We start from the raw sequence: 22,464 nt of genomic DNA on the forward strand, positions 1-22,464 counted from the left end.
CTTTCTCCGCTGTTTGCGACCAGCAAACGCGCAAAGCCCCACGTTTCCATGGTGAGAGGATAGGGGTGAGCTGCGCTGCAAGCTCGTTAGTGGTGATTAGGATGTGTTAGTTTTTGTGGGACCGCATCAGGTGCGACATCCCGTCTCAGGAAACGTCTTTTTTTCAAATTTTATCAGATATTTGCGCATCTCCGCCCCGACTCGGGAGAGCGCAGAACGTCCGGTGGAGAGCGATGCGGCGGTGTGAGTTCTCTGCGGTGCCCTCGCTGGACCTCGCACCAGTGCCGGGTATAGTCACGCCGCATTTCCATGGAGCAGCTGTCAGGATGAGTCAGAAGTGACCGAGCTCTCGGCGGGACACGGGCCCCGCGGCAGCGAGGCCGCGACGATGCTCGATTTCGATACCGTGGCGTTCGGGCCATTTTCGCTTCGGTCGCGGCTGCTGGAGAAGGATGGCTTGCCGGTCAGGCTCGGCAGCCGGGCCATGGATATTTTGCGCCTGCTGGTCAGTCGCGCCGGCGAAGTGGTCCCGAAGGACGAAATTCTCGGCTATGCGTGGTCCGGACTTTCTGTCGAGGAGATCAGCCTGCGAGTCCATGTCGCGGAGCTTCGCAAGGTGCTCGGCGACGGAAAGGACGGTGCACGTTACATCACCACCATTCCGGGCCGGGGCTATTGCTTCGTCGCGCCCGTGCGGCGTGGCGAGCGCGCGGAGCTGGCTGCGCTGGCGTCGCGTGCGCCCGAAAGGGCCGCGCCGCCACCGTCTCTGCCGCGTCGATTGGACCGGATGGTCGGGCGGGAGGACGCCGTGGCCGAGTTGGCGGCGCGCTTGCTCCGCGATCGCTTCGTCACGCTGCGAGGGCCGGGCGGCATCGGCAAGACCACCGTCGCGACCGCGCTCGCGCACGAGATGTGCGATAGCTTCGACGGCAACGTCCATTTCCTGGAATTCGGTCCGCTCAAGGACGCGGCCCTGGTCGCGAGCACGGTTGCCGCCGCGTTGGGCCTCGTCGTGCACCACGATGATCCCACGGCCAGCATCATCAACTTCCTGCGCAGCCGCCGCCTGCTTCTCGTGCTCGACAGCTGCGAGCACGTCATCGACGAGGTCGCGCGCCTTGCAGAAAACATCTACCGGGAGGCGCCCGGCATCGTCATCCTCGCAACCAGCCGCGAGTCGCTGCTGGTGGAAGGCGAGCAGATTTTCGAGCTCGTTTCGCTCCCTGGTCCGCCGCAGGACACCCGCCTTAGTGCCGGCGAGGTGCTGGCCTATCCCGCTGTGCGCCTGTTCGTTGATCGCGCCGTCGCGGCGGGGCATCGCGACGACATCACCGACGAGGATGCCGAAGTCCTGGCCCGGATTTGCGGCAAGCTCGACGGCGTCGCGCTGGCGATTGAGCTGGCTGCCGCACGTGTCGGTCTGTATGGACTGCGCGAGATGGCGGCGCTGCTCGACAACCGGCTGCAGCTCGAATGGCGCGGGCGGCGGACGGCGCCGCCGCGGCAGCAGACGCTCGGCGCTACGCTCGACTGGAGTTTCGGTCTGATCGGCGAGAGCGAGCGGGTCGTGTTTCAGCGCCTCGCCGTCTTCGCAGGTCACTTCAGTTTGAAGGGCGTGATAGCGGTCGCGGCCGGGGCGGAGATGCCGGAGGACCGCGTCGTCGAGGCCCTGGAGCAACTCGTGGTGAAGTCGCTGGTGTCCGTCCAGCCGGACGGCGCATCGCGGCGGTATCGCCTGCTCGACGCAACGCGCGCCTATGCCCTGCAGAAACTGGCCGACGGCGGACAGCTGGCCGAGATAGCGCATCGTCACGCTCTCTATGTTCAATGCACGCTCGAAGCGGGCATGAAGGATAAGGAGGGCAGCGATCATGCCCCACCTTTGCAGGAACGCGCGAGCCTGCTCGCCGATGCCCGCGCTGCGCTGCAATGGGCTTATGCCAACGACGACGGCGCCGGCTTGCGCGTGCCGCTCGCCGGCAGCTGCACAAGGCTGTTCGTCGAACTCAATTTGCTGAACGAGGCCCGCATCTGGTCCGATCGCGCACTCGCAATGCTGGACGAGGCCGACCGGGGTGGCGCATGGGAGCTCGAGCTTCAGTCGACGCTCGGTCACGCCTTGATGTTCACCGAGCGTAACAGCGAGCAGGCGGAATCGGCGCTCAGGCGCGGGCTGGAGATAGCGGAAGCGCTTTCCGATCACGCCAACACATTCAGGCTGTTGTCCCGGCTGAACATGTTCTACCGCCGGACCGGTCGCTATCGGCATCTGGTGCCGACTGCGCTTCACGCCGAGCGGATTGCCCGCGTCATCGGCGATACCGCGGGCATTGCCGGAAGCAAAGCGCTGCTCGGCGTGTCATATCACCTCGCCGGAGACCAGGCCGCGGCGCAAGCTCATCTCGATCAGGGCCTGCGCGACGACGCTGCGCTCCGCGGGACCCAACCAGGGCATTTCGCCTATTCACGCACACCGCAGATTCCGCTTGCGCGCGTGCTATGGCTGCGCGGCTTTCCCGATCGTGCGCTTGAATGCATACGGCCGCTGGTCGGCGCTTCAGCGCCGCATGACGTGGTCATGCATTCTATCGCATTATGTTGGTCCGCTTCGGTGTTCGGCTGGCTCGGCGACTGGTCGTCGGTCGAGGCCATGACCGATCGCCTGGCCGCGCATGCGAGCATGCACGGACTCGTGCCCTACGAAGCCGTCGCGGCGGGTTTTCGGGCGCAGAGCATGATCGCTCGGGGCGAGGTCACCGGCGGCGTCGACCTGATGCGAAGTGCGCTTCCACGCCTGCACGCCGATCGCTACGAGCTCTATGCCTCGGCGTTCGCCGCGGATCTGTCCCGAGGCTTGGTCACGTTGGGACAATTGACGGAAGGCATTCAGGCTCTTCACGAGACCATTGCGCGGGTCGAGCAGGAAGGCGGTGCCTTCGACATGCCCGAGCTGCTCCGTCTGCGGGGAGAGGTGGAGGCCCATGGCGGCAATCTCGACGCGGCCGAGGCGGATATTGTTGCCTCGATCTCGCTCGCCGAACAGCAGGGCGCGTTATCCTGGCGGCTGCGAGCCGAGATGTCGCTGGCACGGCTTCGAATCCCGCATCGTGGGAAGAATCCGCTGGAACAGCTCACTCAAACCTATGCCCGGTTCTCGGAAGGATTCGAGACCGCCGATCTCATTGCGGCACGGCGCATGCTGAACGAGCCGACGGCCTGATGAAGTCGAAGCCAATTTCTCGCGCGTGCCGCTACTCGAAGACGGCGTCAAAGATCTCGACGTCCATCAGCACGGGCTTGGCGACCACGGTTCCGTCGGGCCGCAGCGTCTGCGCGCGTCGGAGCGTCGGCACCACGATGCCGCCGAAGCTGTCATGGGCCCAGGAGTAATGCGCGACTTTCATGCCGAACAGATCGTGGTCGGTCCGCCGTTGCAACGCGTTGTCGTCGAAATAGAAGATCTGCTCGGGCGCGAGCGTGATCAGGCCCGGCGGGAACTGCGCCCGCAGCCGCCGCCATGACTCGTTGTTCTCCTGCCACGGTGGCAGTTCCTCCACCACGACATCTGGATGAGCGAGCAGGAATGGATTGGTCAGATAATTCCAGATCGCGACGCCGCAGAAGAACACGAGATGCAGTTCGTCTGCGAGCGCGGGCGAACCGGTCTCGGTGAACGCAAGGCTCGGATTGGGCCAGGTCCTGAGGATCTCACCCTCGAGGCTTTCGATCGTGATCGCGTCAGGCTGAAAAGAGCCGGAGTGTTCGCCTCCGGTGATGCCGGTGAAGCGGACCGACTGCGTGCGGGTCGAGCCCTCCGCCGTCACGTCCTTGAATTCGCTGGCATGTCCGGTGCTGGAGAACAGCGTTCCGGCGACGGAGAGGTGAAGCGTGAACCGGCTCAAGCTATTCCAGCGGGCCATTCCGCCGCTGGCATCAATTACATCGTCAAGAAGCGCCATGTCCCGCCATATCCACCGTGAAGTGCCAGCACCATGGCGGGGCAGATGCGGCTTGGCGTGTTAGAATTTGTTAGGAGTTGCGAGCGGATATCCTTGCGGTATCCCGTTGAAGATACACTCAATTCAGCGCCGCAAGGAGCTCCCTGGCCGCGACGAGATCACGGGTCTGGAGGCCCTCTTGGTACCGCGCGACGAGAGGGGCAATCAGGGCGCGTGCGTCTCCGGCTTTTCCGGCCTGGCGCCAGAACCGTCCGAGACTGACTGCCCCCCGCAGCTCCCAGCCGAGCGCGCATTGGCGGTGTGACAGATCGAGCGAGTCCCGGAAGCAGCTTTCGGCCTCCGCGGCATTGCCCGACCGGGCGAGGATATCGCCCTTGACCCTGAGCATCTCCGGCATGTCGAAGGATTCGCCATGATCGGGGATCTCCGCGATGGCATCATTGATGGTCTGCAAGGCTTCGTCGGCTTGGTTCTGGGAGGCAAGCCCCTCCGCGAGCGCGGTCGCAAACACCGTCGTCATGATCCGATGTCGCGTCGCGTACAGCGTGGCCTGGCTGCGGCGGAGGTGCTCGATGCCGGCGGCGACGTCGCCGCGGCGAAGCAGCAGCTCACCCTTCTGGCCGATGCCGACCGCGTGATAGGGCCCGAGGAAGTGCCGCGCGGAATGATCGATCAACCGCTCGATCAGGATTTCCGCATTGGCCAGGTCGCCGACCCAGAGGAACACGTAGATGGTCCAGATCAAGGAAATACCGAGAGTGAGCGGCTGCTCGAGCAGCTCGGCTTCGCGAATGGTGTATCGCGACGCCTCGATCGCACGATCGGGCCGGCCGGTGAGCCAAAGCCCGCGCGCCAGCGCCACCAGTGCGACGATGCGGTCGTCATAGCCGAGATGCCCGATATTCAGCCGCTGCGAGCCGGGATTATGCAACATCGCGCTCTCGCAGAGCTGCACCGCCTTGTCCTGGTTGCCGATCAAATGATGGGCCACGCCCAGCATCCATTCGACATTCAGCGTGCTGGCGGGATCGTTCAGCTTCCGCGCGACGCTCTCGCCCTGTTCGCCGGTTCCGAGCGCTCCGTGAAAATCCCCGACCCTGGTCAGGTAGATGTGCAATCCGCGCAGCAGCCAGAGCTGCCAGTGCAAATCCTGGAGCTCCCGCGCAAGCTGGAGACTGCGCGTGAACGCCGAGCGGACCGCTTCGGTATTGCCCTGCGTGAACATCGCGGAGACGCCGAGCGCCGCCTGCAAGATCATTTCATTGCGGCCGTCCACCGCACTCGCGTCGAGGGACGCCAGCGCCTGCTGGGTCCAGCGGTAGCATTCCGTCAGCAGTGTCAGTTCGAGAAAGAATTGCGCCGCTGATGCCGCCAGATCCACGCCGATCGTTCGGTCCCCGTCGTCTGAAAAGCTCCAGGTCAGCGCGGCCCGGACATTGGGCAGGTGGTCGGCATAGGGAAGAAAGCCACCGGCGCTCTGCATGCCCGTGGATTGGAGAGCGATGTCGCGCAGGAAGTCGCGGAAATATTCGGCGTGGGCGCGTGCGACGCGGTCCGCTTCGCCGTTCTCGACGAGCTTCTCCGCGACGAAAGCACGTGTGGTGTCGAGCAGGCGATAGCGCAGCCGCCGCTCCGCGGGCGAGGTCGCGATCAGCGATTTGGAAAGCAGATTGGAGATCGCCTCGGAGGCTTCTGCTTCGCCAATGCCCTGACAGGATGCGACCGCAAGCGCGGCTTCCAGGGTGAATGGCCCGACGAATGCCGACAATCCGCGCAGCGTTGCGCTTTCGGTTGCCGGCAGCAGATCATAGCTCCAGGCGAGTGCCGCACTCAGGGTGTGGTGCCGCGGCACAGCGGTGCGCCGCCCGCGCCACAGCAACGAGAAACGGCTGTCGAGCAGAGAGGCGGTCCCGGCGATGCCATAGGCATTCACACGCCCGGCCGCGAGCTCGATCGCGAGCGCGATGCCGTCCAGCCGACGGCAGATATCGGCCACGAGCGGCGCATCCTCTTCGCTGAGTTCGAACTCGCTCAGGCTCTCTGCGATGCGTTCCACGAAGAGCTGAGTTGCAGGATAGGCAAGGATGTCGGCGATGCCGAGCCCGTCGCGCTGTGGCGGGCAATCCAATGGAAACAGCCGATGGACACGCTCACCTTCGGCGCGGAAAGATTCGCGGCTGGTGGCGAGAATATGCAGCTCGCCCGCTTCCCGGACGATGCGCTCGGCCAGAGGGGCGAGATCGTCGAGGATGTGCTCGCAACTGTCAAAGACCAGCAGCATCCGCCGGCTGCGCAGGAACGTCAGCAGCCCCGGCATCGGATCGTCGGAATTGACCGTCAGGCCCAGCGCGGCCGCAATCGTTCCGGCAACGAGCCGGGTCTCCCTCAGTGCGCCGAAATCGACAAAACACACCTGGCCGTCGAAGGCCTGGAGCTCGCGATGCGCTACCGCCAGCGCAACCGAAGTCTTGCCGATCCCGCCGGGACCGACGATCGTGACGAAGCGATGCAAGGCAAGCTCGGCGGAAATTCTCTCGACCGCATCGTCCCGCCCGATCATCTTCGCGAGCGGCGAGGGCAGCGAGCGCGGCGCAGCAACGGGCAGGCTGGTTCGGCTCTCCGAAGGGGCGGCCCGGAGCAGCGCGGCCGTGAAGCAATAACCTCGTCCGGGGACGTTGACGACGTAGCGGGAGCCTTCGCCCGGATCGCCCAAGGCCTTGCGCAGCGTCGTGATGTGAAAGCGCAGGCTGCCTTCGTCCACGTTCACGTCGGCCCAGACCCGCCGGATCAACTCACGCTTGTCCACGACCTCGCCGGCGCGCTCGGCGAGAAAGACGAGAATGTCGAGCGCGCGGCCGCCGAGGTGAACCGGGGCGCCGTCCTTCTCGAGCAGCCGCGTCTTTGCGAACAGCCGGAATGGCCCGAAAGCAATGGCCGAATCCTGATTGTTAGCGTCCGGCACGGGCCAATCATTCCAGTGAGAGCTGAACTCTGCACTTTGATCTAGCAGAAGGGAACCCTGAGTAAACTGGTCGAAAGTGGCGAAATCGCGTGGAGGGTGCCGGCAATTGGCCGGTCGCGCGCGACGATCCGTCGCAAATTGTACTCAAACGCGGGCCTCTTTCGAAGCGATCTGGACAACCCGGCAGCTTGCTTGACCGACCAGCTCACGTTCGGAGTGCCGGTCGTCGTACCGCCATCATAACAGAATCTTGCAACGTCTAACGAGCAATGCGCACGAACTGCATCCAGTATCCGTTCCGAGTTTGGCGTTAATTCCAACGGGGAGGCTACGATGTCCGGTATCAATGCTCGGCCGAATGACGACGTCGTTCGATCTCAATTTGTGGCAAGTTTGGACGATCAGTCGCGTGACTGGGAGCTCGTGCTGCGGGAGTCCCACCATCGGATGAAGAACACGCTGACGATACTCGGTGCGTCAGTCCGCCGCGATTTCACCCGAACGGGTACCAGGGATGTGTCGCTTGCAGCGGACCGGCTCGAGCGGCGCATCGTCGCCTTCGGCAGGCTCTATCAACTCTTGTCCGACAATGACGACCATACGGCGATCCCGGTGGCGGCCTTCTTCGAAAACCTGTGTGGAGCGATTTCCGAGGCGGTGCTGGAGCCGGCGGGCATCCGCTGCGAGGCCGCGATCGAAAGCGGGACGCTGCCGGCGTCGCAATGCCATCGGCTCGCGCTGATGCTGACGGAGCTGGTGACGAATGCGGCCAAGCATGCCTTCCCGGACCGGAATGATGCGCTGATCCGCATCGAGATGGCCAATCGCGACGGCGCCTGGTTCTGCACGGTAACAGACAACGGGATCGGCGCGACCGGGCCGCTTCAGGGCACCGGCAGCCGGATTCTCGAAGGACTCGCACGCAGCATTCACGCCCGGCTGCAGGGCGAAGCGGGAGAAGACGGCACACGCGTAACCATCGTGATGCCGATCGCAGTTGCTTGAAGCTCGTCTTAGATCCAACCCAGGGAGTTCGACATGGCCACTACCGAAATCGACCGCGACGCCGCGGCCAAGCTTTCCAATAAGCCTTCCAACAAGTCTGCGAAGACGCCGTCGAGCTCGCCTAGCGTCGATCAGCGCCTCGAGGTGATCGTAATCCCCGTGGCCGATGTCGATCGCGCCAAGGCCTTCTACGCGCGTCTCGGTTGGCGACTGGACGCCGATTTTGCCTCCGGCGATGACTGGCGCGTGATCCAGTTCACGCCGCCGGGTTCGGCCTGCTCGGTGATCTTCGGCAGGAACGTGACCGCGGCAGCGCCGGGCTCCGCGCGAGGGTTGTACCTGATCGTCTCCGATCTGGAGGCGGCGCGAACGGATCTGCTCGACCGCGGCGTCGAGGTCAGCGCTCCATTCCACGGTGCCGGCGATGTTCACGCTGGGACCGACGAGCCTTATCTCTCCGGCAGCGTTCGGGTGAGCGGTGCTGACCCGAAGCGCGGCAGCTACGGCTCATATGCGTCGTTCAGCGATCCCGACGGCAATGGCTGGTTGTTCCAGGAGGTCACGACGCGATTGCCGGGACGGATCGGGGGCGGCGGCACCACATTCGCTTCGCAGGCCGCGCTGGCCGCAGCACTGCGCCGCGCGGCGGCGGCCCATGGCGAGCACGAAAAGCGGATCGGCGGGCACGATGAGAACTGGGCCGATTGGTACGCCGATTATATCGTCCGCGAGCAGGCGGGCGGGCCGCTGCCATCCTGAGTGGGACAGCGCGGATTCTTGGACTGATGCAAGCCGACGCGGCGCGTGATGACTGAGCTCATCGCGCGCCGTGTTGCTTTGGCGGCGCGCATCGCGAGTCGACGATCGCTCTCCTCGGTGTCGCGCGGCTCGCAACGGCTAACGCGGTCTAACAACCCATAACGAGCAAATTGCCAGAGCCTGCGCCAATCTCTCTGCATGACGAACCGAGGCGCTGATGTCGAATTCGGTCAGCGTCACCGGCCAAAGCCAGGGAGATCGAACATGACCACGCAAGCACGTACCGACATTCTCAACCCAGACCGCCGTCAACTGTTGAGCCAGGCCGCGATGACCGCGGTTGCCGCAAGCGTATCGAGCCTGCTGCCGCTGCATTCGGCGAAGGCCAGCGTGAGTGGGGCGGTTCGCCCGTTCCACGTCAGCGTGCCCGAGGCGGATCTGCTCGATCTTCGCCGCCGTCTCGCGGCGACGCGCTGGCCGGATCGTGAGATCGTTGCCGATCAATCGCAGGGCGTGCAACTGACGACGGTGCAGCAGCTCGTGAGCTATTGGCAGAACGACTACGACTGGCGCAAGATGGAGGCGCGGCTGAATGCCTTGCCGCAATTCGTCACCGAGATCGACGGCGTCGACATCCATTTCATTCACGTCCGCTCCAGGCACGAGAATGCCTTGCCGATGATCGTCACGCATGGCTGGCCCGGTTCGATCATCGAGCAGATCAAGATCGTCGGCCCGCTCGCCGACCCCACCGCACACGGCGCGACGGCGGCGGACGCCTTCGATCTCGTGATCCCTTCGCTCCCGGGCCACGGTTTCTCCGGCAAGCCGACGGAGCTGGGCTGGGACCCCCAGCGCGTGGCGCGCGCCTGGATCGTGCTGATGAAGCGGCTCGGCTACAACCGCTATGTCGCGCAAGGCGGCGATTGGGGCAATGCCGTGACGGAGCAGATGGCGGTGATCGCGCCGCCGGAACTGCTCGGCATCCACACCAATATGCCCGCGACCGTTCCGGACGACATTGCCAAGGCGCTTCAGCCCGGCGGATCGCGGCCGTCGAACCTCTCGGCCGACGAGCGCTACGCTTACGATCAGCTCGATGATTTCTATAAGCACGGTCTTGGCTACGCGATCGAGATGTCCAACCGGCCGCAGACGCTCTATGGCCTGGTGGATTCGCCGGCGGGCCTCGCGTCCTGGATGCTCGACCATGATGGGCGCAGCACCGCGATGATTGCCCGGGTTTTCGCGGGCAAGACGGAAGGGTTGTCGCGGGACGACGTGATCGACAACATCACGCTCTACTGGCTCACCAACACCGCGGTGTCCTCGGCGCGGCTGTACTGGGAGAACAAGCTGGTGTTCTTCGAGCCCAAGCACATCAAGATCCCGGTCGCCGTCAGCGTCTTCCCGGACGAGATCTACGCCGCGCCGCGCAGCTGGACCGAGAAGGCCTATCCGAAGCTGATGCACTACAACCGCCTCGACAAGGGCGGCCACTTCGCCGCCTGGGAGCAGCCCGCGCTGTTCTCCGCGGAAATGCGCACCGCCTTCCGACCGCTGCGTCAGTCGATCTGAGACCTGCGGGGACGCGCACTTCCGCGCGTTCCCTTCTTTCCCCACAGACAGGAATGCAATCATGAACCGCCCCGAACGCACCTTCACGACCGACCAAATCCGCCTGGAACGTCGCCTGCCGTCGTATTGGCGCGTCACCTTCGACATGCCCCCGGTCAATATCTTCGGCCCCAAGCAGCTTCCGCTTCTGGACGACGTCGTCACGGCGATCGAGACCGATCCTGAGGTGAAGGTCGTGGTGTTCGACAGCGCCGTCGACGGCTTCTTCATCACGCATTACGACTTCCTCGCGCCGCTGGAGGATTCGCTTCGTATCCCGCTTGGGCCGACCGGCCTGCAGGCACTGCCCGACATGCTGGTGCGTCTCAGCCGCGCGCCGGTCGTCTCGATTGCCTCGATCAGGGGCCGCGCGACCGGCGTCGGCAGCGAGCTGGCGCTCGCGAGCGACATGCGCTTTGCCAGCCGCGAAAAGGCGATCCTGTCGCAATGGGAGGTCGGTGCGGGCCTGGTGCCCGGCGGCGGGCCGATGGCACGGTTGCCGCGCCTGATGGGCCGCGGCCGCGCGCTCGAAGTTCTGCTCGGCGCCGATGACATTCACGGCGATCTCGCCGAACGTTACGGCTATGTGAACCGGTCGTTGCCGGATGTCGAGCTCGACGGCTTCGTCGAGGCGCTGGCCATGCGCATCGCGTCCTTCGACAAGGAGGCGATTGCCGAGACCAAGCGCCTCGTCGACGTCGCGAGCCTGCCGCCGGATGTCGAGATCAAGCCGGAATGGGAGGCGTTCCTGGCCTCGCTCAGCCGCCCCGCGAGTCAGACCCGCATCAAGGCGCTGATGTCGCGCGGCTTCCACCGCGCTGGTGACGTCGAGAACCGGCTCGGGTTCCACGTCGGACAGATTGGTAGCTAAAGCGTTTTCGAGCGAAGTGGATAGCGGTTCGCGTGAAGAAAACGCGTCAAAGCAAGAATCGAGTCTCGTTCCGATTTTATCGGAACGGGACTTGACGGAACCACCGCGGCGTTCGGCCGGGCCCGGAACGGCGACAGGTGGTCGTGCCAATGTCGCTTTCCTTCGGTACCGAGCGCCGGTGCTAAAAAATCAACCAGGAGAATTGAGATGATCCGCAAGGCAACAGCAGTCTGGAAAGGCACCGGTCGCGATGGCACCGGTCAACTGTCGAGCGAATCCGGCGTGCTCGCCGCGACGCCTTATTCGTTCAAGACCCGCTTCGAGAACGAGAAGGGCACCAATCCGGAGGAGTTGATCGCTGCGGCGCATGCCGGCTGTTTCACCATGGCGCTGGCCTTCGGCCTGCAACTCGCCGGTTTCACGCCTGACGAGCTCTCGACGGAAGCCGCGGTCAGCCTCGAGCCCGAAGGCAAGGGTTTCAAGATCAGCAAATCGGCGCTGACGTTGCGTGCCGAGGTGCCGAACCTCGACGACGCCGGCTTTGCCCGCATCGCCGGCGAGGCCGAGAAGAACTGCCCGGTGTCGAAAGTGCTCAACGCCGCGATCACGCTCGATGCCAAGCTGATCTAGGGCGGGCTTAATTTATGTCCATCTAGTTTTGGTTGGGGAAGCTGGGGTCGCCGAAGCTTTGGCCTCCGCGAGTGGAACTGGATGGACAAAGGCCCGGCTTTCGGCTGGGCCGCCATAAGCATAGGATGCGACGGATGCAGAATGGACAGCCGGATCAATTGGGAGTGGAGATATGACAACGGAACGCGCAATTCTGGCCGGGGGCTGCTTCTGGGGCATGCAGGATCTGATCCGCAGGCAGCCGGGCGTGGTCTCCACCCGCGTCGGCTACACCGGCGGCGCGGTGAAGAATGCCACCTACCGCAATCATGAAGGTCATGCCGAAGCGATCGAGATCACCTTCGATCCCGCCAAGACCAGCTTTCGGACCATGCTGGAATTCTTCTTCCAGATCCACGATCCGACCACGCTCAATCGTCAGGGCAATGATTTGGGCACGAGCTATCGTTCGGCGATCTTTTATACCGGCGACGAACAGAAGCGGATGGAGGCGTCCGGTCTCTGGCCTGGCAAGGTCGTGACCGAGGTCGCGCCCGCGGGCGAGTTCTGGGAGGCCGAGCCGGAGCATCAGGATTATCTCGAACGCTATCCGGACGGCTACACCTGCCACTTCATCCGCCCCGACTGGAAGCTGCCGCGGCGCGGGGCCGCAGCGGCAGGCTAAAGCTGGTCGGCGCTATTGCCGGGGGGAGCCATGCCCGAAATCCGCGAGGTCACCGCCGGGATCCGCAGAGCACATCGACCGCTTTTCGGGCCATCTCCCTCAGCTCGGAGCGGCGGGCGCCGGCACGGGCGCGAATGGCAATGGTGTGCATCGTGGCTGAAGCGAGAATGGCAAGCGCCGCCGGATCGGCGTCGCGCTTCAGCTCGCCCTTGTCCTGCGCAAGGCGGAAGCGGGCTTCGAAATCGGCATCTATCATGCGCAGTCCCGCCGCAACGCTGCTCCGGATCGCGGCGTCTTCTGCGACTTCGGTCACCGCCGTCCCCACCACGAAGCAGCCGCGTGCGGCTCCCTTGCCAGAAAAATAGATCGACAGCGCCGCGTCATAGGCCAGCATCAGCGCTTCGTCCAAGGGATGGTCCCCGGCGAGAGCCTCACGCGTCGCGGCCAGGCTGATCTCCCAATAACGGGCGAGCGCCTCGAGATAGAGCGCATGCTTGTTGCCGAACACCGCGTAGAGGCTCGGCGGACTCATGCCGGTCGCTGCAGCGACCTTGTCCAGGGAGGTACCGGAATAGCCCGTCCTCCAGAACGTTTCCGTTGCCCGCTTCAAGGCCGTCTCTGCGTCGTAGGCCGGTGGCCGTCCCCGGCGCGCCGGGCTCGTTTCGCTCTTTTTCCGTGCCATTTCGTCAGAACCCCGGTTGCCATGCTCCACACATATATTTGTATGGATCGTTATAAAAATCAAGGTCGCCCACTTGATCGCCGCGTTGGAGTGCAATATTTGTAACGAACGTTATTAAATAGATTGAACCCGAGGATCCTTCGATGCGTTTCGATTTCGCGCCAATCGCCGGCGGGCTCGGCGATCGCAACAGCTTCCGCCCGAGCGAGGCTGCCGCGCAATGGTTCGGGGCAGGGCTCGGCAAGCGGCTGCGACGACCGCTGATGCTCGCGCTGCCGATGGCGGTGGCCGTGGTCGGCGCGTTCATCTATCTGGCGCAGGAGCAATATGTCTCCACCGATGACGCATTTGTTCGCGCCGCCAAGGTGACCATCAATGCCCGGGTTTCCGGCCAGGCGGTCGAGATCGCCGTGCGTGACAACGAGCGCGTCCGACGGGGGCAGGTGCTGTTTCGCATCGACCCGGAGCCTTATGAAATTGCCGTCGACCAGGCCGAGGCGCGCCTCGGAAGTGCGCGGCTCCAGATCGAATCCCTCAAGGCGACCCATCGTCAGCAGCAGGCGGAGCTGCAGTCGGCCAAAGAGACGGCTACCTTCGACGAGCGCGAATTCGACCGCAAGAAGATGCTGGTTGCCTCCGACTTCACGCCACGCGCGGTCTATGAGCGGGCCGAGACGGACATGAAGGTCGCTCGCCACCGCATGGCGTCGATCGAACAGCAGATCGCCAACACGGTCGTGGCCCTCAATGGCGATGCCGATATCGACATCGATCGCCATCCGACCATTCGCGCGGCCAGGGCACAGCTCGACCGTGCGCGGCTGGATCTCTCCTATGCCACCGTGACGGCGCCGGACGACGGCATCGTGACCAAGGTCGACGATCTCCAGATCGGCGGCTTCGTCACTGCCGGGGCACCGACGTTCTCGCTGCTGTCGAGCCGGCACGTCTGGGTCGAGGCGAATTTTCGCGAGACCGGTCTCACTCATATGCGTCCAGGGCAGGAGGCGACGATCGACGTCGATGCCTATCCCGATCGCAAGTTCAAGGCGCATATCGTCAGCATGAGTCCCGGCACCGGATCGGACTTCTCGCTCCTGCCGCCCGAGAATGCGACGGGAAACTGGGTCAAGGTCGTCCAGCGATTGCCGGTGCGCCTGGAACTCGACGATCTCGATCCGAGCCGGCCGCTGTTCTCGGGGATCAGCGTGACGGCACGGGTTGATACCGGCTATCGCCGCACCTGGCCCAATCTGCTCCAACCCGCGCTCGCGACGGAGAGCAAATGAGTACGCCCCTCCCATCGACCACTGCGCCCGGCGGTCATCACGCGATCGCCGCGGCCGCCCTCATGGCGACCTACATGCAGGCCGTCAACATCTCGATACCGAACGCGGCGCTACCCCATATTCAGGCGACGCTCTCGATGGCCAATGACGAGGTCGGCTGGGTGTTTTCCTCGTATATCGCTGCGAGCGCCGTGACGATGTCGATCACGCAATGGCTGGCGGGACGCTACGGCCGGAAAGTGGTCTATCAAGCCGCCGTCACGATCTTCGTCTTGGGTCTCGCGCTCGACACGCTGGCGACGACGTCGATTCAGTTCGTGCTGGCGCGAATCCTCCAGGGCGCGGCGAGCGGACCTCTTGCGCCGCTCTCGCTGGCGATCCTGCTCGAGGCGACATCGCCGGTGCGACATGCGCGCATGAGCCTGGCGTGGACCGTCTGCTCCCTGCTCGGCATCAGCAGCGGCCCGGCCATTGGCGGTTGGCTCAGTGAATATTACGGCTGGCCCGCGATCTTCTATTTCAGCCTGCCGATGACAGGCTTCATTTTCCTGACGATGGCTCAGCTGCTCGGCGAGAAGCGGGCCGAGCGGAGCCAGCCCTTCGACTTCTTTGGCCTTGCGACGTTCTCCGTCGGCATGATCGGATTGCAGATGTTGCTCGATCGCGGCGAGCGCCTGGAATGGTTTGCCTCGACGGAAATCTGGATCGAGGCGGGCGCCTCCGTGCTCGGCTTCTATCTCTTCATTGTGCACGTCATGACGACAAAGGAGCACTTTCTCCGCACGGCGCTGTTCAGGGACCGCAATCTCGTGCTCTCGACGGTCATCTCCTTCGCGCTTGGCTTCGTGCTGCTGCCGACCCTGGCCCTGACGTCCCCGATGCTGGAGGAATTGCTCAACTACCCCGTCGATACCACCGGATACATGACTGTTCCGCGCGGCGTCGCGCTGGTGGGAGCGCTCGTGCTGACGAGCCTGGTCCCCGCGCAGATCGACTACCGGCCATTCCTCGTGGGTGGAATGACGCTGGTGGTCTATGCCAACTGGCTGATGCTCGGCTATTCGCCGGCGATGGATTGGCGGCCGGTGGTCGAGGCCGGCCTGCTCCAGGGAGCGGGTCTCGGCATGTTGCTGCCCGCGCTCGCCAGGGCCGCGTTCGGCACGCTCGATCCGAAGCTCCGCCCGGAAGGCAGCGCGTTGATCAACCTGTCGCGCCTCTATGGCAGCACCATTGGCATCGCGGTCGTCCAGCTCTTCTTCTACGCCAACACGCAGGCTGTGCACGTCGCACTCGCAAAGAACCTCACGCCCTACCGAGTCGCTGCATTCGTCGGGGGGCCGATCGCGAAGCCAAGCCTTGCCGCCCTCAACGGCATGGTCACGCGTCAGGCGGCGACAGTCGCGGTCATCGACCAATTCGAGATCCTGATGTTTGCCATGCTCGTCGTGATTCCGCTCGTGTTTTTTCTCCGTAAGCCGCGGCCGACCGGTTAGCGCCTGGAGCCGTGGAATGACATCGCATCGTCAATTCCGAATACCTCGTCCCTTACTTTTGAGGGAGCCGAGGACAAGCAAAGGAGTATGAGCATGACTTCGTCAGATACGCTTCGTTATACGAGGATTCCAACTCATCAATCCGGGACGATTCCCGCGGTGGGATTTGGCACACTCATTCCGGATCCGCTCGTGACAAGGCAGGCCACCAGGGCTGCATTGGAGGCCGGATTTCGACATCTTGATTGCGCAGAGCGCTATCGCAACGAGGAAGCGGTCGGCGATGCGCTGCAGGAGACGTTCAAGGCGGGGACGCTTCAGCGCAATGACCTGTTCGTTACGACAAAGCTATGGAACACCAATCATCGGCCGGAACGGGTCAGGCCTGCCTTCGACGCCAGTCGCCGACGCCTGCAGCTCGACGAGATCGATTGCTACATCATCCATACGCCCTTTGCCTTTCAACCCGGCGACGAGCAGGACCCGAGGGATGAGCACGGTCGGGTCATCTATGATTCTGGGGTTACGCTGGCCGAAACGTGGGGGGCGCTGGAACGCCTTGTCGACGAGGGGCACTGCAAGTCGATCGGCCTGTCGGACATCACCCTGGAGAAGTTGCGCGAGATCGTTGCGGTCGCGCGGATCAGGCCCGCCATGGTGCAAGTCGAAGCGCATCCGTATCTTCCCGAATGGGACCTGCTCGACTTCTGTCGAGAGCACGGAATTGTGCTGCAGGCGTTTGCAGCGCTGGGACACGCCATGAAGCCGAACGTCCTGGCTGATCCGGTGATCACTGCCATCGCGGAACGCTTGCACAAGACACCGGCTCAAATTGCGCTGGCGTGGGCCGTCCAGCGCGGCACCGCTTTCCTGACGACTTCGACCAATCCCCGGCGCATCCAGGAAAACTTCGATATTTCAGCCTTGCCCGAAGATGCCATGCGACAGATGAGGGACCAGATCACGACAAACATCAGGTTCAACACGGTCGTCGAGACCGGCCTGCCCGGATTCATCCCGCGGGCTGGATGAATCGGCGCCGGTCAGCCGACTCGTCAAGCCCGAAGCTGCTCGATCAGATCGTGGGCGCTGCGGATCTCGGCGATGCCGGCGCCCTCGGTGAACGGCCCGCATGCGCGTTGCAGAATTGCCAAGGCTTCCGTGGTCCGGCCAGCCCCGTTCATGTACCGCGCCAGGCTGACCGCGCTTCGCAGCTCCCAGAAGCGCGCGCCTTGCTGGCCGGCAATGTCCATGGCCTCGCGAAAGCGCGCCTCGGCGTCTTCTGAATGCCGGGTGCTCCTGAGCATCAACTCTCCCTTGATGCGGATCAGCTCCGGCAGATACCAGAGCTCTTGCCGGTCGTTGCAGCGGGTCAGGACGTCCTCGATCACGTCGAGCCCGCGATCGACCTGGTCGGCCTCTCCGGAACACGCGGCGAGCTCGCCGAGCAGGGGCAGAAAGCGGGGCAGGAAGCGCGCATCGCCGGCGCGATTGAGCTCCTCGCGCAGCAGTGGCAGGCCGGTCGAATCGCCGCGCTTGACCATGACTGCGGCGTTGAAGGCCCGCGCCCACAGGCCCCACAGCCGGATGGCGTGGCGCTCGGTGTGTTCGAGCAGCTCGGCGCCGTGACGCTCCGCGGCGTCGAAATCGCCGGACCAGAAGGCGATCGGGCAGGCGGCTTGTCCAAGCACGCTGCAGAAGGTCAGCGCGTGGCCATTGGCGCGGCCTTCCTCGATATTCCTGGCGGTAAGGGCCTGAGCCTGATCGGCCAGGCCCTGAAGCCACAGAATGCGAGCCCGAAAATATTGCGTCGAGATTCTCAGATCGAGCGGAAAGATTTTCGGCTTCTCCGCCAATACATGCAGCGATGCATTGACCCGCTCGATGCGTAGCCGAGCCTCGTTCTGATCCCCGAGATAATGCAGCGCGACGGCCATCAGCCGGTCGCCCAGCATGACATCGGTCTTGTCGGGCGAGTTCGCAGCCGCGTTCGCAAAACGATCGGCGAGCGCACGGGCCTTGCCGAACTGTCCGTTGTTGAACTGGTCGATGCACAAGCCCCAGAGCGCACGCAGCCTAAAGTCCTTGTCGTCGAGCCTGTCAGCAAGCTCGAGGGTCGTCTCGAGGATCGGCCGCGCCTCGCGCGCGCGGCCCTCGCCATACATCAGCGACCAGCCGAGCGCCGACAGCAGCTGCATGCGGATGCGGTCGTCGTTGGCGGTGTCTCCGAGCGCTGCGAGCGCCGTTCTGCTGCGCTCACGGCATTCCGCGAACAGCGAAAGACGCACCCACAGCGTGACCGCGGCCGCCGTCAGCGCGACACCGAGCCTCGCCTCGCCGTCGGGCCCGAAGGCCCAGTCCAACGCCGCGCGCACATTGTCCAGCTCCGCGCCATAGATGCTCAGCCATTCGGGCAGCGGCGTCGAAATATCGGCCTCCGCGCGCCCGAATAAATCGCGAAAGTGCTCGGCATGACGCCGCGCGAACTGCCTGGCTTCGCCGAGCTCGTTGAGTTTTCCATATGCATAGGTGCGCGTGGTGTCGAGCAACCGATAGCGCAGCGTGCGTGAGCCGGACGGCGAAATCAGCGACTTGGTCACCAGGCTGTCGATTGCTTCGAGAGTCTCGGATGCGTTGAGGCCGTCACCGGACGCGACCGCGGCCGCCGCCTCCGGCGCGAAAGGCCCGGCAAAGACCGACAAGCGTCGCAGTGTGGCGCTCTCCGCGGCAGGCAGAAGGTCGTAGCTCCAGTCGAGCGCCGCGGCGAGTGTCTGGTGCCGCGGCACGGCGGTACGCCGGCCCCGCCATTGCAGCGAAAAGCGACTGTCGAGCAGGGATGCCGTGCCGGCGATGCCGTAAGCATTGACGCGACCCGCCGCGAGCTCGATCGCCAGCGCGATGCCGTCGAGGCGCCGGCAGATGCTCGCGACGAGGGGCGCCTCCTCTGCACTGAGCTGGAACGGGCCCGAGCTCTGCGCAATGCGGTCCACAAAGAGTTGAGCCGCGGGATAGGCAAGGACCTCGTCGACAGCAAGCCCTTCGCGCTCGGGCGGACAATCCAGCGGGAACAGCCGGAAAATCCGCTCGCCTTCGCTGCGGAACGATTCGCGGCTGGTTGCGAGAACGCGGAGCTGCGGTGCCTCGCGAACAATGTGCTCGACGAGCGGCGCCAATTGATCCAACACATGTTCGCAACTGTCGAAGATCAGCAGGGCCGGGCCGGTCTTCAGAAACGTCAGCAGGGCCGGCGTCGGATCCTCCGCGCTGATGGTCAGTCCGAGCGCCGAAGCAATGGTGGTCGCGATGTGACTGGCATCCCTCAGCGGACCGAAATCGACAAAGAAGACTCGCCCGTCGAAATCCTGGGAACGGCGATGCCCGACGGTGACGGCGACCGAGGTCTTGCCGATGCCGCCCGGGCCGACGACGGTCATGAAGCGATAGAGCGAAAGTCCGTTCGAGATCTTTTCGATGACATCTTCCCGGCCGACCATCCTTGTGAGCTGAGCGGGCAGGGAGCGGGGAGGGGCGGTTTCGGCCGGGAGCGCGGCGGCCGGCGGAGCCGCTTGAGCGAACGAGGCGACAAAACAATAGCCTCGGCCCGGCACGTTGACGACGTAACGGGCCGACTTGCCGGTGTCACCGAGCGCCTTGCGCAACGCCGCGACGTGGAAGCGCAGGCTGCCCTCGTCGACATTGACGCCGGCCCAGATGCGCTTGACCAGCTCCCTCTTGTCGATGACTTCTCCGGGGCGTCCGGCAAGGAAGATGAGAATGTCGAGCGCGCGGCCGCCGACATGAAGCGGCGAGCCCTCCTTCTCCAAGAGCCGGGACTTCGGAAACAGTCGAAATGGCCCAAAGGAAATGGCCGAGTCTTCGCTACGATCTGGCACGCGCCATCGCCCCCTCGAAGGGAGTCAAAAGGTATTACTTTTTGGTCTATCAGAACGAGGCGTACAGTAAACTGGCCGAAAGCAGTGGGCAGGGCTGGCAGCCCTGCGTGGACGGCTTGGGTCGGCTCGCTCACCGAATAATGCTTGGAAAGTAAAGAGTTAGGCCGACGTGACAATGCGATGATGCCGGAGCTCGTCCGGATGGAGCATTGACTGTGATGCCGGATTGCTGCGATGGCATCGTCCGGGAGCCGGTCCCGCCACCACATTGACTGCCGACTTCCGGAATTTGCAGCATGACCTCTTTCACGCGGCGACAATTCGTGCACGCGTTGACAAGCGCGGCGGCGCTCACCGCGCTTCCCCGCAACGGACAAGCCGCCGACTATCCGTCTCGTCCCATTCGCCTGGTGATTCCCTACGGAGCCGGCGGATCGGGCGACCAGATCGCGCGCCCCTGGGTGGACAGGATGCCGTCGCTGCTGGGGCCGACCTTCGTCGAATATATCGGCGGCGCGGGCGGTGCCATCGGGACCGCGGCGGTCGCGCGCGAGGAGCCCGACGGCTATTCGCTGCTGCTCGGCAACGGCAGCACGCAGGTCATCATTCCCATGACGTCGGCGAATCCCGGATATTCCGTTGGCGATTTCCGCGCCATCTACCGCCTGATCAACAGCGCGCTGGTTTTCGCCATCAATCCTTCGGTGCCTGCCGCAAACCTGCGCGAGTTGATCACCTATGCGAAAGCCAATCCGGGAAAGCTGTCCTACGGCACGCCGGGGATCGCCACCGGAAACCATCTGGTCGGGGAATCCTTCAAGCAGCAGGCCGGCGCGCTAGACATCGTCCACGTGCCCTATCGGGGCATCGCGCAGGCGACCAACGATCTCGTCAGCGGCCAGATATCGCTCGTCATTGCCGTCATGTCCGTTCAATTGCAGCAGTTGGCTCAAGCGGGGAAAATCAGGCTGCTTGCGGTCACCACCGAAACGCGGCTGAGCGGCGCGCCCGAGATCCCGACCGCCGTCGAATCCGGCATGCCCGGCATCCGGTATGAGGGCTGGTTCGGTCTGTTCGCGCCCAAGGACACCGACGATGCGATCATCGACCGGATCGCGCAGGCGACGCGGCTCGCCATGGCCGAACCGGCGCTTCTGGCGAGCTATCGCGCCCAGGGCATGGAGCCGGACAATGATTCAAGCCCGGACAAATTCCAGCGCATCGTGGAGGCCACATCCGCAAGCCTCGCGCCCCTGATCAAATCGATCGGGCTGAGCAATTTGTGAGGCCGCTCAGCCGTCGGCGCGCGTGACAATGCGCGCCGTCAGCGTGACGAGACCCATCAGCGCGGCCAGGAGCCAGAACGCGACCGGCAATCCGCCAAAGCGTGCGACGAAGCCGACACCGGCGGGGCCGACGAGAACGCCGGCGTAGCCGGCGGTCGTGATCGCCGCGACGGCGAGCCCCGTGGGCATCACCGTCTGTCTCGCCGCCCGGCGGAACAGCACCGGCACGAGGTTCGATGCGCCGAGGCCGATGAGCAGGAAGCCGGCCACGGCGACCGCCACGACGGGAGCCGTGAGCAGGACCACGAAACCCGCGATCGCAATCAGGCTGCCCCAGAACAATGTGGTGCGGTCTCCGATGCGCGCGACGACGGCGTCGCCGCCGAGCCGCCCGATCGTCATCGCGACCGAGAACACGATATAGCCGATCCCGCCTTGCGCCTCGGAAACGAGGCCCGCGCCGATGACGAGCAACGCGCCCCAATCGAGCATCGCGCCTTCGACCAGGAAGGTGATGGCGCAAAGCAGTGCGAGCAGGAGCACGGCGCCATGCGGCAGCACGAACAGCGGTCCCTCTTGCACCTGCACGGAGCGAAGCAGCCGCGGCCAGGCCACCAGCATCGCGATCAGCATCAGGACGGAGCAGATCAGCGTGCAAGCGAGTGCGCCCAGTTGCAGCGAGAGCAGTGCGGTCATCAGCGCGGCCCCAGCGAAGCCGCCGATGCTGAACAGCGCGTGGAAGCCGGACATCAGCGGACGTCCCGCGGCGCGCTCCACCTCCACCGCGTGGATGTTCATGGCGACGTCGATGGAACCGAGCGCGGCGCCGAATGCGAGGAGTGCCAGCGCCAGCGTCGCGAGCGAGCTCGCGATTGTCAGCAGAGGCAGGACCAAGGCAAGACCGAGCCCGCCCGCAATGATGATCGGCTTGCTGCCATATCGCGCGCTCAAGATGCCGGTCAGAACCATCGCGACGACCGAGCCGATGCCAAGGCTGAGCAGGAGCAGTCCGAGGATGCCGTCGTCGACGGCGAGCCGCGCCTTCGCGAACGGCACCAGCGGTGCCCAGCACGCGATGCCGAAGCCCGCGACGAGGAAGGCAAGCCTGGTCGCAAGGCGTGTCGCTGGCCTGTCGGCAGAAGACATGGGAACTCCGGGGAGGGAATTAGGGCGGGGCGATCGACAAGCCGCGCAATTGTTGCGTCTTTATGTCCGCGGCGGACTCGAATTGTCGCAGGCGGCCCCTGGGCGGACGGAACGCCAGTGCGAACCAAGGAGTGAGCTCCTGTAGCCCGGGTGAGCGAAGCGATACCCGGGACCGCTGCGAGAGTCCCGGATGTCGCTTCGCTCATCC

The 22,464-nt window shown here is 64.4% G+C and carries 16 protein-coding genes; 11 read left to right on the forward strand and 5 right to left on the reverse strand.

From position 1 onward, the window contains the following. The first annotated feature begins 337 nt into the window (after positions 1–337). Entirely contained in the window at positions 338–3,220 is a 2,883-nt protein-coding gene (locus tag AC0L20_RS27010; RefSeq protein ID WP_473293767.1) for an ATP-binding protein, read from the forward strand. 31 nt (positions 3,221–3,251) lie between these two features. Here the strand turns inward: AC0L20_RS27010 and AC0L20_RS27015 are convergent, their stop codons facing one another. Both AC0L20_RS27015 and AC0L20_RS27020 read right to left on the reverse strand, forming a co-directional pair. Further along, entirely contained in the window at positions 3,252–3,959 is a 708-nt protein-coding gene (locus AC0L20_RS27015) for a hypothetical protein (RefSeq protein WP_473293768.1), read from the reverse strand. A gap of 118 nt (positions 3,960–4,077) precedes the next feature. Continuing rightward, the gene (locus AC0L20_RS27020; RefSeq protein ID WP_473293769.1) at positions 4,078–6,921 is read right to left on the reverse strand and encodes an ATP-binding protein; all 2,844 of its coding nucleotides are present in this window, start codon (positions 6,919–6,921) and stop codon (positions 4,078–4,080) included. A 333-nt stretch (positions 6,922–7,254) separates the two neighbouring features. On the opposite strand from AC0L20_RS27020, the gene AC0L20_RS27025 reads away from it, so the two are divergent. The 6 genes from AC0L20_RS27025 to msrA all read left to right on the forward strand — a co-directional run bounded on the left by AC0L20_RS27025 (position 7,255) and on the right by msrA (position 12,467). Next, positions 7,255–7,926, forward strand: coding sequence for a sensor histidine kinase (locus AC0L20_RS27025; RefSeq protein ID WP_473293770.1), 672 nt, complete (start codon positions 7,255–7,257; stop codon positions 7,924–7,926). Between the two features lie 33 nt (positions 7,927–7,959). Then, entirely contained in the window at positions 7,960–8,685 is a 726-nt protein-coding gene (locus tag AC0L20_RS27030) for a VOC family protein (protein ID WP_473293771.1), read from the forward strand. 264 nt (positions 8,686–8,949) lie between these two features. Further along, positions 8,950–10,263 (forward strand): epoxide hydrolase family protein, encoded by a 1,314-nt coding sequence (locus tag AC0L20_RS27035; protein WP_473293772.1) that lies wholly within the window; start codon positions 8,950–8,952, stop codon positions 10,261–10,263. Positions 10,264–10,324: 61 nt separating this feature from the next. Next, on the forward strand, positions 10,325–11,173 hold the full coding sequence (locus tag AC0L20_RS27040; RefSeq protein ID WP_473293773.1) for an enoyl-CoA hydratase/isomerase family protein: 849 nt from the start codon (positions 10,325–10,327) through the stop codon (positions 11,171–11,173). Positions 11,174–11,380: 207 nt separating this feature from the next. Further along, positions 11,381–11,803, forward strand: coding sequence for an OsmC family protein (locus AC0L20_RS27045; protein ID WP_473293774.1), 423 nt, complete (start codon positions 11,381–11,383; stop codon positions 11,801–11,803). Between the two features lie 172 nt (positions 11,804–11,975). Continuing rightward, positions 11,976–12,467, forward strand: coding sequence for a peptide-methionine (S)-S-oxide reductase MsrA (msrA, locus tag AC0L20_RS27050; protein WP_473293776.1), 492 nt, complete (start codon positions 11,976–11,978; stop codon positions 12,465–12,467). A gap of 49 nt (positions 12,468–12,516) precedes the next feature. On the opposite strand, the gene AC0L20_RS27055 is transcribed toward msrA, so the two are convergent. After that, positions 12,517–13,077, reverse strand: coding sequence for a TetR/AcrR family transcriptional regulator (locus tag AC0L20_RS27055; protein ID WP_473293777.1), 561 nt, complete (start codon positions 13,075–13,077; stop codon positions 12,517–12,519). 215 nt (positions 13,078–13,292) lie between these two features. Between AC0L20_RS27055 and AC0L20_RS27060 the strand changes: the two genes are divergently transcribed. The 3 genes from AC0L20_RS27060 (at position 13,293) to AC0L20_RS27070 (ending at position 16,963) form a co-directional block, all read left to right on the forward strand. Continuing rightward, positions 13,293–14,438, forward strand: coding sequence for an HlyD family secretion protein (locus AC0L20_RS27060; RefSeq protein ID WP_473293778.1), 1,146 nt, complete (start codon positions 13,293–13,295; stop codon positions 14,436–14,438). Continuing rightward, a complete protein-coding gene (locus AC0L20_RS27065; protein WP_473293780.1) occupies positions 14,435–15,931 on the forward strand; it encodes an MDR family MFS transporter in 1,497 nt (498 codons plus the stop codon). The genes AC0L20_RS27060 and AC0L20_RS27065 overlap by 4 nt, the downstream gene beginning before the upstream one ends. A gap of 93 nt (positions 15,932–16,024) precedes the next feature. Beyond that, positions 16,025–16,963: an aldo/keto reductase gene (locus AC0L20_RS27070; protein ID WP_473293781.1), complete on the forward strand. Its 939-nt coding sequence runs from the start codon at positions 16,025–16,027 to the stop codon at positions 16,961–16,963. Between the two features lie 23 nt (positions 16,964–16,986). Here AC0L20_RS27070 and AC0L20_RS27075 read toward each other — a convergent pair whose 3' ends face one another. Continuing rightward, positions 16,987–19,824 (reverse strand): ATP-binding protein, encoded by a 2,838-nt coding sequence (locus AC0L20_RS27075; protein WP_473293782.1) that lies wholly within the window; start codon positions 19,822–19,824, stop codon positions 16,987–16,989. Positions 19,825–20,120: 296 nt separating this feature from the next. On the opposite strand from AC0L20_RS27075, the gene AC0L20_RS27080 reads away from it, so the two are divergent. Then, positions 20,121–21,110 carry a Bug family tripartite tricarboxylate transporter substrate binding protein gene (locus AC0L20_RS27080; protein ID WP_473293783.1) on the forward strand — a complete coding sequence of 330 codons (990 nt, stop codon included), beginning with the start codon at positions 20,121–20,123 and terminating at the stop codon, positions 21,108–21,110. Positions 21,111–21,116: 6 nt separating this feature from the next. On the opposite strand, the gene AC0L20_RS27085 is transcribed toward AC0L20_RS27080, so the two are convergent. Next, the gene (locus AC0L20_RS27085; protein WP_473293784.1) at positions 21,117–22,256 is read right to left on the reverse strand and encodes an MFS transporter; all 1,140 of its coding nucleotides are present in this window, start codon (positions 22,254–22,256) and stop codon (positions 21,117–21,119) included. Between the last annotated feature and the right edge of the window lie 208 nt (positions 22,257–22,464).

Source organism: Bradyrhizobium sp. Kon58, from assembly GCF_055807455.1.

Excerpts from the sequence above, each read along its gene's own strand:
- AC0L20_RS27045 (WP_473293774.1), top strand. The coding sequence starts at position 11,381 with ATGATCCGCAAGGCAACAGCAGTCTGGAAAGGCACCGGTCGCGATGGC.
- AC0L20_RS27065 (WP_473293780.1), top strand. The coding sequence starts at position 14,435 with ATGAGTACGCCCCTCCCATCGACCACTGCGCCCGGCGGTCATCACGCG.
- AC0L20_RS27070 (WP_473293781.1), top strand. The coding sequence starts at position 16,025 with ATGACTTCGTCAGATACGCTTCGTTATACGAGGATTCCAACTCATCAA.
- AC0L20_RS27085 (WP_473293784.1), bottom strand. The coding sequence starts at position 22,256 with ATGTCTTCTGCCGACAGGCCAGCGACACGCCTTGCGACCAGGCTTGCC.
- AC0L20_RS27035 (WP_473293772.1), top strand. The coding sequence starts at position 8,950 with ATGACCACGCAAGCACGTACCGACATTCTCAACCCAGACCGCCGTCAA.
- AC0L20_RS27040 (WP_473293773.1), top strand. The coding sequence starts at position 10,325 with ATGAACCGCCCCGAACGCACCTTCACGACCGACCAAATCCGCCTGGAA.
- msrA (WP_473293776.1), top strand. The coding sequence starts at position 11,976 with ATGACAACGGAACGCGCAATTCTGGCCGGGGGCTGCTTCTGGGGCATG.
- AC0L20_RS27060 (WP_473293778.1), top strand. The coding sequence starts at position 13,293 with ATGCGTTTCGATTTCGCGCCAATCGCCGGCGGGCTCGGCGATCGCAAC.
- AC0L20_RS27080 (WP_473293783.1), top strand. The coding sequence starts at position 20,121 with ATGACCTCTTTCACGCGGCGACAATTCGTGCACGCGTTGACAAGCGCG.
- AC0L20_RS27015 (WP_473293768.1), bottom strand. The coding sequence starts at position 3,959 with ATGGCGCTTCTTGACGATGTAATTGATGCCAGCGGCGGAATGGCCCGC.
- AC0L20_RS27025 (WP_473293770.1), top strand. The coding sequence starts at position 7,255 with ATGTCCGGTATCAATGCTCGGCCGAATGACGACGTCGTTCGATCTCAA.
- AC0L20_RS27030 (WP_473293771.1), top strand. The coding sequence starts at position 7,960 with ATGGCCACTACCGAAATCGACCGCGACGCCGCGGCCAAGCTTTCCAAT.